Annotated in this window: 12 protein-coding genes; 9 read left to right on the forward strand and 3 right to left on the reverse strand. The window is 64.4% G+C overall.

Annotation, left to right across the window (positions count from 1 at the left end; all coding sequences use genetic code 11):
- The first annotated feature begins 37 nt into the window (after nt 1-37).
- The 4 genes from ACRCSW_RS12140 (at nt 38) to ACRCSW_RS12155 (ending at nt 3,383) form a co-directional block, all read left to right on the forward strand.
- Nucleotides 38-169, forward strand: a complete 132-nt coding sequence (locus ACRCSW_RS12140) for a hypothetical protein (protein WP_438705412.1) — start codon at nt 38-40, stop codon at nt 167-169.
- Nucleotides 170-355: 186 nt separating this feature from the next.
- The gene (locus ACRCSW_RS12145) at nt 356-751 is read left to right on the forward strand and encodes a hypothetical protein (protein WP_438705413.1); all 396 of its coding nucleotides are present in this window, start codon (nt 356-358) and stop codon (nt 749-751) included.
- 316 nt (nt 752-1,067) lie between these two features.
- Nucleotides 1,068-1,286, forward strand: a complete 219-nt coding sequence (locus ACRCSW_RS12150) for a hypothetical protein (protein ID WP_438705415.1) — start codon at nt 1,068-1,070, stop codon at nt 1,284-1,286.
- A 96-nt stretch (nt 1,287-1,382) separates the two neighbouring features.
- Nucleotides 1,383-3,383: an acetyl-CoA carboxylase biotin carboxylase subunit gene (locus ACRCSW_RS12155; RefSeq protein WP_438705417.1), complete on the forward strand. Its 2,001-nt coding sequence runs from the start codon at nt 1,383-1,385 to the stop codon at nt 3,381-3,383.
- Between the two features lie 2 nt (nt 3,384-3,385).
- Here the strand turns inward: ACRCSW_RS12155 and ACRCSW_RS12160 are convergent, their stop codons facing one another.
- Nucleotides 3,386-3,835 (reverse strand): DUF4174 domain-containing protein, encoded by a 450-nt coding sequence (locus ACRCSW_RS12160; protein WP_438705419.1) that lies wholly within the window; start codon nt 3,833-3,835, stop codon nt 3,386-3,388.
- 80 nt (nt 3,836-3,915) lie between these two features.
- Between ACRCSW_RS12160 and scpA the strand changes: the two genes are divergently transcribed.
- Nucleotides 3,916-6,048 (forward strand): methylmalonyl-CoA mutase, encoded by a 2,133-nt coding sequence (gene scpA, locus ACRCSW_RS12165; RefSeq protein ID WP_438705421.1) that lies wholly within the window; start codon nt 3,916-3,918, stop codon nt 6,046-6,048.
- A 172-nt stretch (nt 6,049-6,220) separates the two neighbouring features.
- Here scpA and topA read toward each other — a convergent pair whose 3' ends face one another.
- Both topA and dprA read right to left on the reverse strand, forming a co-directional pair.
- Nucleotides 6,221-8,794, reverse strand: coding sequence for a type I DNA topoisomerase (topA, locus tag ACRCSW_RS12170; RefSeq protein WP_438705422.1), 2,574 nt, complete (start codon nt 8,792-8,794; stop codon nt 6,221-6,223).
- A gap of 387 nt (nt 8,795-9,181) precedes the next feature.
- A complete protein-coding gene (dprA, locus tag ACRCSW_RS12175) occupies nt 9,182-10,327 on the reverse strand; it encodes a DNA-processing protein DprA (RefSeq protein WP_438705424.1) in 1,146 nt (381 codons plus the stop codon).
- Nucleotides 10,328-10,504: 177 nt separating this feature from the next.
- On the opposite strand from dprA, the gene ACRCSW_RS12180 reads away from it, so the two are divergent.
- The 4 genes from ACRCSW_RS12180 to ACRCSW_RS12195 all read left to right on the forward strand — a co-directional run bounded on the left by ACRCSW_RS12180 (nt 10,505) and on the right by ACRCSW_RS12195 (nt 13,683).
- A complete protein-coding gene (locus tag ACRCSW_RS12180; RefSeq protein ID WP_438705425.1) occupies nt 10,505-11,782 on the forward strand; it encodes a 4-aminobutyrate--2-oxoglutarate transaminase in 1,278 nt (425 codons plus the stop codon).
- A 130-nt stretch (nt 11,783-11,912) separates the two neighbouring features.
- Nucleotides 11,913-12,173 carry a YtxH domain-containing protein gene (locus tag ACRCSW_RS12185; protein ID WP_438705427.1) on the forward strand — a complete coding sequence of 87 codons (261 nt, stop codon included), beginning with the start codon at nt 11,913-11,915 and terminating at the stop codon, nt 12,171-12,173.
- A gap of 192 nt (nt 12,174-12,365) precedes the next feature.
- Nucleotides 12,366-13,109, forward strand: a complete 744-nt coding sequence (locus ACRCSW_RS12190) for an energy-coupling factor ABC transporter ATP-binding protein (RefSeq protein ID WP_438705428.1) — start codon at nt 12,366-12,368, stop codon at nt 13,107-13,109.
- Complete coding sequence (locus ACRCSW_RS12195; protein ID WP_438705429.1) at nt 13,084-13,683, forward strand: energy-coupling factor transporter transmembrane component T family protein; 600 nt, start codon at nt 13,084-13,086, stop codon at nt 13,681-13,683. Before ACRCSW_RS12190 ends, ACRCSW_RS12195 begins: the two co-directional genes overlap by 26 nt.
- The last annotated feature ends 4 nt before the right edge of the window (nt 13,684-13,687 follow it).

The raw sequence follows: 13,687 nt of genomic DNA on the forward strand, positions 1-13,687 counted from the left end.
AGGAAACCCAAGCACCACAAGAAGGATGGAGTAGAGGATGTCGAAGAGCGCACGTATCGTTCTGGTTCTGGCTATGGTTTCGGCCATTGCAGCTTGCGCCAAGAAAGAAGAGCCGATGGAACCCGCACCGGTTACCGTCGAGCCGACTTACACCGGCAAGTACAAGTAATCTTCCGGCGCGGGCCTGCCGGCTTTCGCTGGGCGGGCCCGCACCAACCCTCGGCCTCCTGCGCCTGTGCGCGGCTGAAAGGCTATTCCCCCCTGACAATTCAAGACATTGGCGTCGGCCCCTCTGGGCCTTGACGGTGTTATCCCACGTCCGTCCAGCCAACGACTTCAGCCCAGGACAGGACAGATGCTGAAACACCGCGGCTTTCCCGGCCGCCTGACGGGAACCGATTTCCAGTTCACCATCCGGCGCGCCAACATGAAGGAAGGCCCGACCAAACTGGTCCGGCGCGAGCGGTTCAAGGACCGCAAACATGTCGACCGGATGGCCGATCAGGCCTTCATGGCGGCGCTCTGGCAATACTTCGGCGAAGAGCCATTCGAGCGCGGCAATCTCGATGCTGGCCGGCTGTCGTGGCTGTTCGGGCGCGAAGTTGTGGCTGCTGAAGACCCGTTCGACCCCTGCTCTTACGAAGCGCTTCTTCGGATCGACGTAAAGCGTGCCGAAGCGGCCTTCCCCGAGGTCTTCGCGCCCGACGCACCCGATGCTCTGGCCGATGACTGGGACGGGGAGGAAGATTAGGCGTGAACTTGCCGACCTCACAGCGCTTTTGGCATGCTTTTGCTCAGGCCGGGCGGGGCGTTTTCATTGCGTTTGCAATGCAATCAGGTGCGCGCCATTGTTTCCTAGCGGGTCACCGGCAGCTGAGCCATGACTTGCGCAGTCAACGTTGTTACCCTTCCCCTTCCCTTCGGTCCGGCCCGTCCCAGGCCGGACCGACCCTTCTTGGTGGGCGGGGCAATGCCGATTGCGTGAGAGGTATCAGAAACTGCTTTGAAACCAGTGATATTGCTGTAGAATCCGCTTCAATAACAACAAACCTACGAGGCAGTATCAAATGCGGAAGTCGCTTATCGTCTTCGCTCTTCTCACTACCCCTCTCGCGGGCTGCTTGCAGGACCCTGCATCGCGCGGCGTTGCAGGTGCCGCTGCGGGCGCGCTTGTCGCCGATGCGCTGGATGAAAACATGCTCGCCGGTGCGGCCATTGGCGGCCTTGCAGGTGTTGCCACCTGCGGGATCGAACTCGGCCTGCCGCCCTGCAACTCCGGCTACTGATCTAGCCGCCTTCGGGCGGTCAGTTCCAACTGCAAAGACCATCCGGGCCAACCGCCCGGGTGGTCTTTTCTTATTCGCGTCTGAAGGGGAAGACGGATGTTCGACAAGATCCTGATCGCCAACCGGGGCGAGATCGCCTGTCGCGTGATCAAGACGGCCCGGAAGATGGGGATAAGAACCGTCGCCGTTTACTCGGATGCGGACCGCAACGCTCTGCATGTCCAGATGGCGGATGAGGCTGTGCACATCGGCCCGCCGCCAGCGGCGCAGTCCTACATCGTGATCGACAAGATCATGGCGGCGATCGCCGCAACCGGTGCGCAGGCGGTGCATCCGGGCTACGGCTTCCTCAGCGAAAACCGCAACTTCGCCGCGGCCTTGGAGGCGGAAGGCGTCGTCTTCATCGGCCCGCCCAGCCCCGCGATCGAGGCGATGGGCGACAAGATCACCTCAAAGAAGCTCGCGATGGAAGCCGGGGTGTCCACTGTCCCGGGCTACATGGGCCTGATCGCCGATGCGGATGAGGCGGTGAAGATCAGCCGCGAGACCGGCTATCCGGTGATGATCAAGGCCAGCGCCGGGGGCGGCGGCAAGGGGATGCGGATCGCCTGGAACGACGGGGAAGCCGCCGAGGGCTTCCAGTCGTCGAAGAACGAGGCTGCGGCCAGCTTCGGCGACGACCGCATCTTCATCGAGAAGTTCGTGACCCAGCCCCGCCACATCGAGATCCAGGTGCTGGCCGACAAGCACGGGCATTGCGTCTACCTGCATGAGCGTGAGTGCTCGATCCAGCGGCGGAACCAGAAGGTCATCGAAGAGGCGCCCTCGCCGTTCCTGGACGAAGCCACCCGCAAGGCCATGGGCGAACAGGCCTGCGCTTTGGCCAACGCCGTGGGCTACACCAGTGCCGGAACGGTAGAGTTCATCGTCGACGGCAACCGCAACTTCTATTTCCTTGAAATGAATACGCGTTTGCAGGTCGAACACCCGGTGACCGAGCTGATCACCGGCGTCGATCTGGTCGAACAGATGATCCGGGTCGCGAATGGTGAACCCCTGCCCTTCAAGCAATCGGACCTGAAGATCAACGGCTGGGCAATGGAATCCCGCCTTTACGCCGAGGACCCCTACCGCAACTTCCTCCCCTCGATCGGCCGCCTCACCCGCTACCGGCCCCCGGTCGAAGGCCCCACGGAAACCGGCATCGTCCGCAACGACACCGGCGTCTACGAGGGCGGCGAGATCAGCATGTTCTACGACCCCATGATCGCCAAGCTCTGCACCTGGGGCCCGACAAGGCACCAAGCCATCGAAGAAATGCGCCTGGCGCTCGACACGTTCGAGGTCGAGGGCATCGGCCACAACCTCCCCTTCTGCAGCGCAGTCATGGACCATCCCCGCTTCACCAGCGGCAACATCACCACCGCCTTCATCGCCGAGGAATACCCCGACGGCTTCCAGGGCGCGACGCTTGACGACGCCACCCTCCGCCGCGTGGCCGCCGCCGCCGCCGCAATGAACCGCGTCGCCGAAATCCGCCGCACCCGCATCTCCGGCACGATGGACAACCACACCCGGCGCGTCGGTGACGACTGGATCGTCTCGCTCCAAGGCCAGACTCACGCAGTGAAAATCGCCGCCGACCCCAACGGCTCGACCGTCACGTTCCCCGACGGCCAAGCCTTGAGGGTCGAAAGCGACTGGACACCGGGCCAGCCCCTCGCACGCCTCTGGATCGACGGCACGACGCTCGCGATCAAGACGGCCAAGATACCCATGGGCTTCCGGATGCGGCTCCGGGGCGCTGACCTGAAGGTTCACGTCCAGACCCCGCGCCAAAAGGCTCTGTCAGGCCTGATGCTCGAGAAAGCGGCACCGGACACCTCGAAATACCTCCTCTGCCCGATGCCGGGCCTGGTGGTCAGGATCAACGTATCCGAAGGCGACGAGGTACAGGAAGGCCAGGCCTTGGCCACAGTCGAGGCAATGAAGATGGAGAACATCCTCAAAGCCGAGCGCAAAGCCGTGGTCAAGGCCATCAAAGCCAGCGAAGGCGCCAGCCTAAGGGTCGACGACGTGATCCTGGAGTTCGAGTGATGTCACCGCCCCGCCGGGTTCAGCTCCAGAACCTCCTGCCGCCGCAAGGGCAGCTTGTCGATGGCATTGGTGATCTCGCGCACGTCCCACGGCAGGGGCTTGCGCACGACGGGACGCAAGTCCTTGTCCATGATCACCAGCGAAAACCCGCGCGGGCGCAGCTTCTGCCGCCACTCCGACTTCGCCTCCGGATCACTGTCGGTGACCAGGATCACATCGCGCTTTTCAAGCTCGGGGAGGGCGCGGGCAAGAAGCTCCATCTGCCGGATGAAGGCCGGGTCGTTCGGACTGTCGGCGAAAACGACGACGGGCCGTTTCACGTAAAGCTGGTCGTCGAAGACCACCTCGCTTGCGGGCAGGGGTCCGAAGGCCGGGGCATCGGACGTGGCCTCCTGCGCCAGCGCGGAGAAGGGCAGAAGAGCAGCGAAAATCAGCGTTTGCAAAGGTCGCATGGCACCTCTCTTTCCACGGGATATAGGCGCGCGCCAAGGAATGCAAAAGGGACGATGCAACGCATCGGTCGGGGGACGCAATGACTGGGAATCTTAAGGCCTGGGAGGCCCTGGCCGCGAAGGAATTGAAGGGTGCTTCGCCCGACAGCCTGACCTGGGCCACGCTGGAGGGGATCACCGTCAAGCCGCTCTACACTGCCGCCGATACTGCGGGCCTGTCGCATATGGACAGCCTGCCGGGAATAGCACCCTTCACCCGCGGGGTAAGGGCGACGATGTATGCCGGCCGGCCCTGGACGATCCGGCAATATGCGGGCTTCTCGACCGCCGAGGCGTCGAACGACTTCTACCGCAAGGCGCTTGCAGGCGGGCAGCAGGGCGTGTCGGTGGCCTTCGACCTCGCCACCCACCGGGGCTACGACAGCGATCACCCCCGCGTGGTCGGCGATGTCGGCAAGGCCGGTGTGGCGATCGACAGTGTCGAAGACATGAAGGTTCTCTTCGACGGTATCCCCCTGGAAAAAATCAGCGTTTCCATGACGATGAATGGCGCGGTGATCCCGATCCTGGCCAGCTTCATCGTGGCGGGGGAAGAGCAAGGGGTGCCCCGCGCTGAACTCTCCGGGACGATCCAGAACGACATCCTGAAAGAGTTCATGGTGCGGAACACCTACATCTATCCGCCCGAGCCTTCGATGCGGATCGTGGCCGACATCATCGAATACACCTCTGCCGAGATGCCGAAGTTCAATTCGATTTCGATCTCCGGCTACCACATGCAAGAGGCGGGCGCGAACCTGGTGCAGGAGCTGGCCTTCACCCTGGCAGATGGCCGCGAATACGTGAAAACCGCCATCGCGCGCGGGATGGACGTCGATGACTTCGCGGGGCGGCTGTCGTTCTTCTTCGCCATCGGCATGAATTTCTTCATGGAGGTGGCCAAGCTTCGGGCTGCCCGGATGCTCTGGCACCGGATCATGGACGAGTTCGGGGCAAAGAAGGCGTCCAGCCTGATGCTGCGGACCCATTGCCAGACCTCGGGCGTCAGCTTGCAGGAGCAGGACCCCTACAACAACGTGATCCGCACGGCCTATGAGGCGATGGCGGCGGTCCTGGGCGGCACTCAGTCGCTCCACACGAACGCTTTGGACGAAGCCATTGCTTTGCCGACAGAATTTGCCGCCCGGATCGCCCGGAACACCCAGCTTGTGTTGCAAGAGGAGACCGGCATCACCCATGTCGTCGACCCGCTGGCGGGCAGCTATTACGTCGAAAGCCTGACCGACCAGCTGGCGACCGAGGCCTGGAAGCTGATCGAGGAGGTCGAGGCGATGGGAGGTATGACGAAGGCCGTGGCCTCCGGCATGCCGAAGCTGCGGATCGAGGAGTCGGCGGCCCGGCGGCAGGCGATGATCGACCGGGGCGAAGAGGTAATCGTCGGGGTCAACAAGTACCGCAAGGACCGCGAGGACGCGATCGACATCCTCGACATCGACAACATCGCCGTGCGCGAGGCCCAGGTCGCCCGCCTGAAAGCCACCCGCGCCGCGCGGGATGAGCCCCGCTGCCAGGCCGCGCTGTCGGAACTGACCCGCAGGGCAAGTGAAGGCGGGAACCTTCTGGACGCAGCCGTCGAAGCCGCCCGCGCAAGGGCCTCAGTCGGAGAGATTTCGGACGCCATGGAAAAGGTCTTCGGCCGCCACCGCGCGGAAGTGAAAACGCTCGCCGGGGTCTATGGCGCGGCCTATGAGGGCGACGCGGGCTTCGCCCAGATCCAGAAGGACGTCGAGGCCTTTGCCGAAGCCGAAGGCCGCCGCCCCCGGATGCTGGTCGTCAAGATGGGCCAGGACGGGCATGACCGTGGCGCAAAGGTGATCGCCACGGCCTTCGCCGATATCGGTTTTGACGTGGATGTGGGGCCGTTGTTCCAGACGCCCGAGGAAGCGGCGCAGGATGCGATCGACAATGATGTGCATGTCATCGGTATCTCCAGCCAGGCGGCGGGGCACAAGACGCTGGCACCAAAGCTGATCGAGGTGCTGAAGGCGCGGGGGGCGGGGGATATCCTGGTCATCTGCGGCGGGGTGATCCCGCAGCAGGACTACGACTTCCTGAAAGGCGCCGGGGTGAAAGCGATCTTCGGGCCGGGGACGAATATCCCGGCGGCAGCAAAGGAGATTCTGGACCTGATCCGGCAAGGGCGGACGGGCTGAAGGCGCTGGCCTATCTGCCTTTGTGATCGTCCCTTCTCTCCCGTCCCGCAGACCTGCTCTCCACCTCTATCTCCAAGCCAGGCCCTTGGGCCGAAAGGTAAAGAGAGGGTGAACGAGGGCACAACCCATTGATTTATAACAGTTCGGCACTGTGTCCCACCGTGGGACAAGCTCAAGCCTTGGCAGCTGCTTTCTTCGGGGCCACCTTCTTCTTGGCCGGGGCCTTCTTCGCCGCCGGCTTTCCAGCCGCCGCTTTCCTTGCGGGAGCCTTCTTCTTGCCCCCACCCTTCCCCGCCTTCTCGGCGATCAGGGCCAGCGCCTCTTCCAGCGTGACCGCCTCAGGCTCCATCCCCTTCGGCAGCGTCGCGTTGACCTTCTCCCACTTCACGTAAGGCCCATACCGACCCGGCATGACCTGCACGTCGCCCCCATCCGGATGGGCACCCAGAACCTTCAGCGGCCCCGCCGGAGCCGAAGCCCCCCGCCGCCCGGCCACCTTCTGCGCCAGCACCTCGACAGCCCGGTTCATCCCGATGGTGAAGACCTCTTCGACCTCCGGTATGTTCGCATAGACCGGCCCGTGCTTCACATAAGGCCCGAACCGCCCGATCCCGGCCTCCACCAGCACCCCGTCCGCCGGATGCTTGCCGACTTCCCGCGGCAGCGAAAGAAGCGCCAGCGCCCGGTCGAGCGTCAGCCCGTCCGGCGACCAGCCCTTCGGCAGGCTCGCCCGGTCCGGCTTAGGCTGCGCCTCCGTGGCCTCGCCCCGCTGGACGTAGGGGCCGAAGCGCCCCGCCCGCAGGCTGATCTCGATGCCGTTTTCATCCGGCCCCAGAATGCGCCCGTCCGACGCCACGCTTTCCGCATCCCCCGCCAGGGGCCGGGTATAACGGCAGTTCGGATAGTTCCCGCAGCCGATGAACGCCCCACCCGACCGCGCGGTCTTGAGATGCAGCCGCCCCGTCCCACAGGTCGGGCAGATCCGCGGATCACCGCCATCCGCCCGCGCGGGGTAAAGGTGCGGCGCCAGGAAGTCATCGATCTTGGTCAGAACCTCGCCGATCCGCAGGTCCGCAGTTTCGGCAATCGCCGCCGAGAAGTCGCGCCAGAAGCGGGCCAGGACATCCTTGTAGTCGCGGTCGCCGGCCGAGACATCGTCAAGCTCGGTCTCAAGGTCCGCGGTGAAATCATACTCGACATAGCGCTTGAAATAGTTGGCCAGGAACGCCGTGACGAGCCGCCCCTTGTCTTCCGGGAACAGCCGGTTCTTGTCCTTCCGCACATATTCCCGGTCGACGATCGTGGTCAGGATCGAGGCATAGGTCGAGGGCCGCCCGATCCCCAGCTCCTCCATCCGCTTGACGAGCGTGGCTTCGGTATAGCGGGGCGGCGGCTGGGTGAAATGCTGGTCGGGCGTGATGGCTCCCTTGTCGACAGCCTCGCCCTGCATCACCTGAGGCAGGCGGCCTTCCTCGTCGTCCTCGTCGTCGCGGCCCTGGTCGTAGACCTTGAGATATCCATCAAAAAGAACAACTTGCCCGTTTGCCCGGAACGCCACCTGCCCGTCCGGCGAGGCCAGATCAACCGCCGTCCGTTCCAGCCGGGCGGCAGCCATCTGGCTCGCGATAGTGCGCTTCCAGATCAGGTCGTAGAGCTTGCGCTGGTCGTCCTCGACCCGGATCTTCTCGGGCCCGAGGCCCATGTCGGTCGGCCGGATGCATTCATGCGCTTCCTGCGCGTTCTTTGCCTTGTTCTTGTACATCCGTGGAGAATCAGGGACATAGGCCTTACCGAAGCGCTTCTCGATCTCGCCCCGCGTGGCCATCACCGCTTCGGGGGCCATGTCGATGCCGTCGGTCCGCATGTAGGTAATGTGGCCCGCCTCGTATAGCCTTTGTGCCGCATTCATGCACTGCTTGGCGCCCATGCCGTACTTGCGGCTCGCTTCCTGCTGGAGCGTCGAGGTCATGAAGGGCGGCCAGGGGTTGCGGGTCGCAGGTTTAGATTCGACCGCCATCACCTTGAATTCACGCGACTTCGCGGCCTGCACCGCAAGCTCGGCGGCCGTTGCGCTGGGGATGTCGAACTTGGCCAGCTTCTTGCCGCCAAGGGTCACAAGACCGGCTTCGAACTCCTGCCCGCGGGGGGTGCGGAAGACGGCCTTTACGGTCCAGTATTCCTGCGCCTTGAAGGCCTCGATCTCCATTTCGCGCTCGACGATCAGGCGGAGGCAGACCGATTGCACCCGGCCCGCAGACTTTGCGCCGGGGAGTTTCCGCCAGAGGACCGGCGAGAGGGTGAAACCCACTAGATAGTCCAACGCACGGCGGGCGAGGTAGGCTTCGACAAGCGCCTGATCGACCTCGCGCGGTTCCTTCATCGCCTTGGTCACCGCGTCTTTGGTGATGGCGTTGAAGGTCACGCGGGCGACGGTTTTGCCTTTCTTCAGGCTGCTTTGCAGGGCTTCCTTCAAGTGCCAGCTGATCGCCTCGCCCTCACGGTCGGGGTCGGTGGCGAGGATCAGCGTGTCGTCTGTCTTCAGCGCCTCGGCGATGGCTTTCACATGTTTGCGGCTTTCGGGCGCGACCTCCCAAAGCATGTCGAAACCATGCTCCGGGTCGACCGAGCCGTCCTTTGCGGGCAGGTCGCGGACATGGCCGTAGGAGGCGAGGACAGTGAAATCGGGGCCGAGATACTTGTTGATCGTCTTGGCCTTGGCAGGGGATTCGACGACAACGACTGGCATGATTTCCCGATCTCCAAGGCCCCGCGGATGGCGCGGCACCATGTGGGACAAGCGCGGCGGTTGTCAACCGGGCGGCGTTTGTAGCGGTTCGTGGAGCCCCTGAGTCTCGTCTTCTTTGGCAGGCCAGGAGGATCGGTTATCGAACAGTGAACGCGATTTCCGCAAGCGGCGCGAAGCGAGGCGGCTGAGAACCATCAAGCTACTGAGAACGCTGCGTTAATCCTAAAGCTCTCCAACAAGTTGATGATCTTCTTTTCGTCTTCTTTCTATCTTCTTTCCATCTCTACGAAAGGAAGTCGTAATGGCGTTAACCAGTGGTATCGAATCGATCGGACCAGGCACATTGGTGCCGTCAGGCGTGATTTTTCGCAGAAAAATCGTGGTTCGTCAGTCCAGGCGCGCCAGAAGACCACCGGGCTGTCGGGCGATGCGGCCTTCAAGCTCCAGCGCCAGAAGCTCGGGCGAGAGCTGTGCTGGGGTGACGTCAAGATCGCGCAGGAGCTGATCTTCGGCGAGCGGGCTCGGGCCGAGCCGCGACAGGATCATGCTGTGAAGAAGTGCCACCTCTTTCAGCGGGCGCTGCGGCGCCTCGGGTCCGGGGAGCGGAGTGAGGCGGACCTCAGGCTCGGGCGCCGCGCGGTCGGCAGCGCCGAGGGCCTCCAGAACATCGGAGGTCTGCCGCACCAGCACCGCCCCGTCGCGGATCAGCATATTGCAGCCCGAGGCACGCGCGTCGAACGGGTGGCCTGGGACGGCCAGCACTTCGCGACCGTAGTCGAGGGCCGCCCTTGCGGTGATCAGGCTGCCGGACTTTGCTGCGGCTTCGACCACGATCACCGCGCGGGACAGCCCGGCGACGATCCGGTTGCGCAAGGGGAAATGCCGCGCCTGCGGTTCCAGCCCCGGCGGGTGTTCGCTGACACGGCAGCCCTTCGCGGCGATCTCATGCGCCAGCCCATCATTTTCCGGCGGGTAGATCACATCGATGCCGCCTGCCATCACGGCCACGGTTCGCGCTTCAGCTTCCAAGGCCGCGTGGTGTGCAGCGGCGTCGATGCCGCGGGCGAGGCCCGAGATTACGGTGAACCCGGCCTCGGCCAGCCCCTGCCCGAGCCTTCGGGCCATACGAACCCCGAGGGACGAGGCGTTGCGGGCCCCGACCATGCCGACCGCCGGGCGGTTGAGAAGTGCAACATCCCCCAACGCCCAGAGGACCGGCGGGGCATCGGGGAGATCGAGAAGGGCCGCCGGGTAGTCCGCCTCACCATGGACCAGAAGCCGTGCGCCAAGGGCGCGGCCTTGCTTCAGCTCGGCTGAGACGACGCCTTCGGGGCAAACCTCGTATCCGTCGACACCGGCCGCGCGCGCCACGCCCGGCAGCGCCTCAAGCGCCGCGCGGGCGGACCCATGTTCGGCGATCAGCCGGTGGAAAGTCACCGCACCGACGCGGCGCGAGCGCAGGAGACGAAGCCGGTCGAACCGGTCATCCTCCGACGCGGGGCGTGATGGGTTGGAAAGCTGCCCGTCCGGCATCCGGCACCTCTATGGTTCGCTTCGCAGAGGGTGCACCGGGGAAGGTTAACGAATGCTGAATCCCTGATCGATGTGGTACTGAAGGTGATTGAACCTGCGGCCGATATTTGATCAAATACGCAAAACACCCCGCGGCCCGAGTCTGAACGTCGGGAGGGGGCCAAAGGGAGCAAAACCATGCTGAACGCCGAAGTTGCCAAGCGCCGGGACGACGCCATCTCGCGCGGGGTCGGGATGATGACCCAGATCTACGCCGACCGGGCGCTGAACTCGGAAGTCTGGGATGTCGAGGGCAACCGCTACATCGACTTTGCGGCCGGGATCGCTGTGGTGAACACCGGGCATTGCCACCCGAAGATCATGGCGGCGGTGGCGAACCAGATGACGAAGTTCACCCATACCTGCCATCAGGTGATGCCCTACGAGAACTACATCCGCCTGGCGGAGCGCCTGAACGACAAGGTGCCGGGCAGCTTCAAGAAGAAGACGATCTTTGTCACGACCGGCGCCGAGGCCTGCGAGAACGCGATCAAGATCGCCCGCATCGCGACGGGCCGGAACGCCGTCATCGCCTTTGGCGGCGGCTTCCATGGTCGGACCTTCATGGGGATGAGCCTGACCGGCAAAGTCGAGCCCTACAAGAAGGGTTTTGGCGCGATGATGCCGGATGTCTTTCATGTGCCGTTCCCAATGGAGCCGCATGGCATCTCGACCAAGGACGCGATGGCCGGGATCGAGAAGCTGTTCAAAGCCGATCTCGATCCAGCCCGTGTGGCAGCGATCATCTTTGAACCGGTGCAGGGCGAGGGCGGGTTCTACCCTGCGCCGACCGATCTGGTGAAGGCGATCCGGGCGCTTTGCGACCAGCATGGGATCGTGATGATCGCGGACGAGGTGCAGACAGGCTTCGCGCGGACCGGTGCTCTGTTTGCCATGGAGACACATGGCGTGGCGGCGGACCTCACGACGATGGCCAAGGGTCTGGCGGGCGGGCTGCCTCTGGCGGCGGTGACCGGCAAGGCCGAGCTGATGGACGCGGCGAACCCTGGTGGACTTGGCGGGACCTATGCGGGGAACCCGCTGGGGATAGCGGCAGCGAATGCTGTGTTGGACGTGATCGAAGAAGAAGACCTCTGCGCCCGCGCGAACGAGCTTGGGTCAAGGTTGAAGCAGCGGCTGGAGGCGATCCGCGCGACGTCGCCCGAGATCGTGGACATCCGGGGGCCGGGCTTCATGGTGGCGGTTGAGTTCGCGAAGCCCGGCACGAAAGAGCCGGATGCGGGCTTTACGGGACGGGTGCGGCTGGAGGCATTGAAGCGGGGGCTTCTCCTCCTGACTTGCGGCGTTTATGGCAATGTCGTGCGGTTCCTGGCGCCGATCACCATTCCGGACGCGCATTTCGCCGAGGCGATGGATATCCTGGAAGCTGCGGTTGTGGCGGCGCGCGAGGGTTGATTCGGGCGGCGGAGCGCGGGTCTTGGTGCTCTGGATCGGTCGATTTCCGCGCAGGCCGTCACATTCTGGCCCCGGCAGCCGGCGAGAACGCTAGTGTCTGCCGGCAGACTCACTTTCTGGGAGCTTGGATATGACCCGATTTCTTCTAACCCTGCCGCTGCTGGCCCTGCCTTTGATGGCCTGCACCCCGCAGCAGCAGAGCACGGCTCTTGGCGCCGTCGGCGGTGCGGCGGTTGGTGCTGCCGTCTCCTCTGACGAGGACCGGGAGAAAGGTGCACTCGTCGGCGCAATTGTGGGCGGCGCAGCAGGGACCCTGCTTGGGCCTGCCTCGCAATCTGGCCAGTGCCGTTATCGCGACCAGTATGGCCAGGAGTACATTGCGCCCTGCTGACCGGACCGTATCGGGTGGCTGTAGCACCCGCAAGTTCAAAGACGTCCTCTGCCCGGCTGCGGGCAGGGGGCACCAGTCCCAGGCTGGCCGCGTCATAGGTCGCGGGGTTGCTGAAGCCCTGCAAGTTTCGCTGGCGCTTCTCTCCCGGTCGGACATGCTCTAGAAGAGCGGCCAACCTGCCGAAGGCCGTTCATGCCTGCCCTTTTGCCCGAGCTTTCCCCCGGCATCGACATTGCCTCGGCCAGCGTTTCGCTGGGCGGGCGTGTGGTGCTGGACGGGCTGACCCTTCGGCTGACGGAAGGGCGCATCGGTATTCTGGGGCGGAACGGGTCGGGCAAGACCACGCTTCTGCGCCTGATCGCGGGGCTGATTGCGCCGGATGGGGGCGTGGTCAGGGTGGACGGGTTCGACCCGTTCAAGGACCGCAAGGCGGCGCTGTCCGCACTGGGGATCCTGTTCCAGAACCCCGATCATCAGATCCTGTTTCCAACCGTCGAAGAGGAGCTTGCCTTTGGGCTCGCGCAGCAGGGCCTGGCCCAGAGCGAGGCTCTGGCAAAGGCGCATGCGGTTCTGGCGGAGGAGGGTCGCGGTCATTGGGCCAAAGCGCCGGTCTCGACGCTGAGCCAGGGGCAGCGGCACTATCTGTGCCTGCTGGCTGTGCTGCTGATGCAGCCGAGGACGATCCTGCTGGACGAGCCTTTGGCGGGTCTTGACCTGCCCACGCAAGGCAGGCTGGCACGCCGTTTCGCCGCCCTGCCCCAGCGGTTGGTGACCATCACGCATGATCCGGCGACGTTGGCGGGGGTGGACCGGGTTCTTTGGCTGGATGAAGGCCGGATCGTCGCCGACGGCCCGCCGGGGGAGGTCATCCCCGCCTTCACCGCCGCGATGGGCCGGATCGGAGAGCTAGATGCTGACGCTGACCTCGCCGGTTGAGACCTGGGCGCACGGGCTGCATGCGGGGCTGAAGCTGGGGTTTCTGGCGCTGGCGACGACGGGGCTTTTCGTGCTGAAGGACCCCCTTCACCTCGGGCTTGCAACGATCGCCACCGCAGCGCTTTACGCTACCGGCGGTGGTCGCTTTGCCGTGACCGGCCTGCGCCTTCTCTACCCGCTTTGGCCCTTTGTCCTGATCGTGGGCCTCTGGCACCTGTGGACACGTGATCTGTCGGGCGGGGCCGTCGTGCTTCTGCGGATGGTCACGGCTGTGGCGCTGGCGAACTTCGTCACAATGACGACGAAGCTGTCCGACATGCTGATGGTGTTTCAATGGCTTTCCCGGCCTCTTGCGCTTTTGGGCCTGTCCCCCCGCCACCTGGCGCTTGCCGTGGCGCTGATGATCCGGTTCATCCCGGTCATGCTGGACCGGCTGAGCCAGATCACCCAGTCCTGGTCGGCCCGGTCCCCCCGCCGCCCGCGGTGGCGCGTCTTCGTTCCAGCGACCCTGGCAGCACTTGACGATGCAGATCGTGCCGCCGAGGCCTTGCGCGCCCGCGGCGGGGCTGATTAAACCC

This window comes from Tabrizicola sp. (assembly GCF_051645465.1).
Lineage (GTDB): Bacteria > Pseudomonadota > Alphaproteobacteria > Rhodobacterales > Rhodobacteraceae > Tabrizicola.

Coding starts and splice junctions, on each gene's coding strand:
- ACRCSW_RS12140 (WP_438705412.1), top strand. CDS start 38: ATGTCGAAGAGCGCACGTATCGTTCTGGTTCTGGCTATGGTTTCGGCC.
- ACRCSW_RS12145 (WP_438705413.1), top strand. CDS start 356: ATGCTGAAACACCGCGGCTTTCCCGGCCGCCTGACGGGAACCGATTTC.
- ACRCSW_RS12150 (WP_438705415.1), top strand. CDS start 1,068: ATGCGGAAGTCGCTTATCGTCTTCGCTCTTCTCACTACCCCTCTCGCG.
- ACRCSW_RS12155 (WP_438705417.1), top strand. CDS start 1,383: ATGTTCGACAAGATCCTGATCGCCAACCGGGGCGAGATCGCCTGTCGC.
- ACRCSW_RS12160 (WP_438705419.1), bottom strand. CDS start 3,835: ATGCGACCTTTGCAAACGCTGATTTTCGCTGCTCTTCTGCCCTTCTCC.
- scpA (WP_438705421.1), top strand. CDS start 3,916: ATGACTGGGAATCTTAAGGCCTGGGAGGCCCTGGCCGCGAAGGAATTG.
- topA (WP_438705422.1), bottom strand. CDS start 8,794: ATGCCAGTCGTTGTCGTCGAATCCCCTGCCAAGGCCAAGACGATCAAC.
- dprA (WP_438705424.1), bottom strand. CDS start 10,327: ATGCCGGACGGGCAGCTTTCCAACCCATCACGCCCCGCGTCGGAGGAT.
- ACRCSW_RS12180 (WP_438705425.1), top strand. CDS start 10,505: ATGCTGAACGCCGAAGTTGCCAAGCGCCGGGACGACGCCATCTCGCGC.
- ACRCSW_RS12185 (WP_438705427.1), top strand. CDS start 11,913: ATGACCCGATTTCTTCTAACCCTGCCGCTGCTGGCCCTGCCTTTGATG.
- ACRCSW_RS12190 (WP_438705428.1), top strand. CDS start 12,366: ATGCCTGCCCTTTTGCCCGAGCTTTCCCCCGGCATCGACATTGCCTCG.
- ACRCSW_RS12195 (WP_438705429.1), top strand. CDS start 13,084: ATGCTGACGCTGACCTCGCCGGTTGAGACCTGGGCGCACGGGCTGCAT.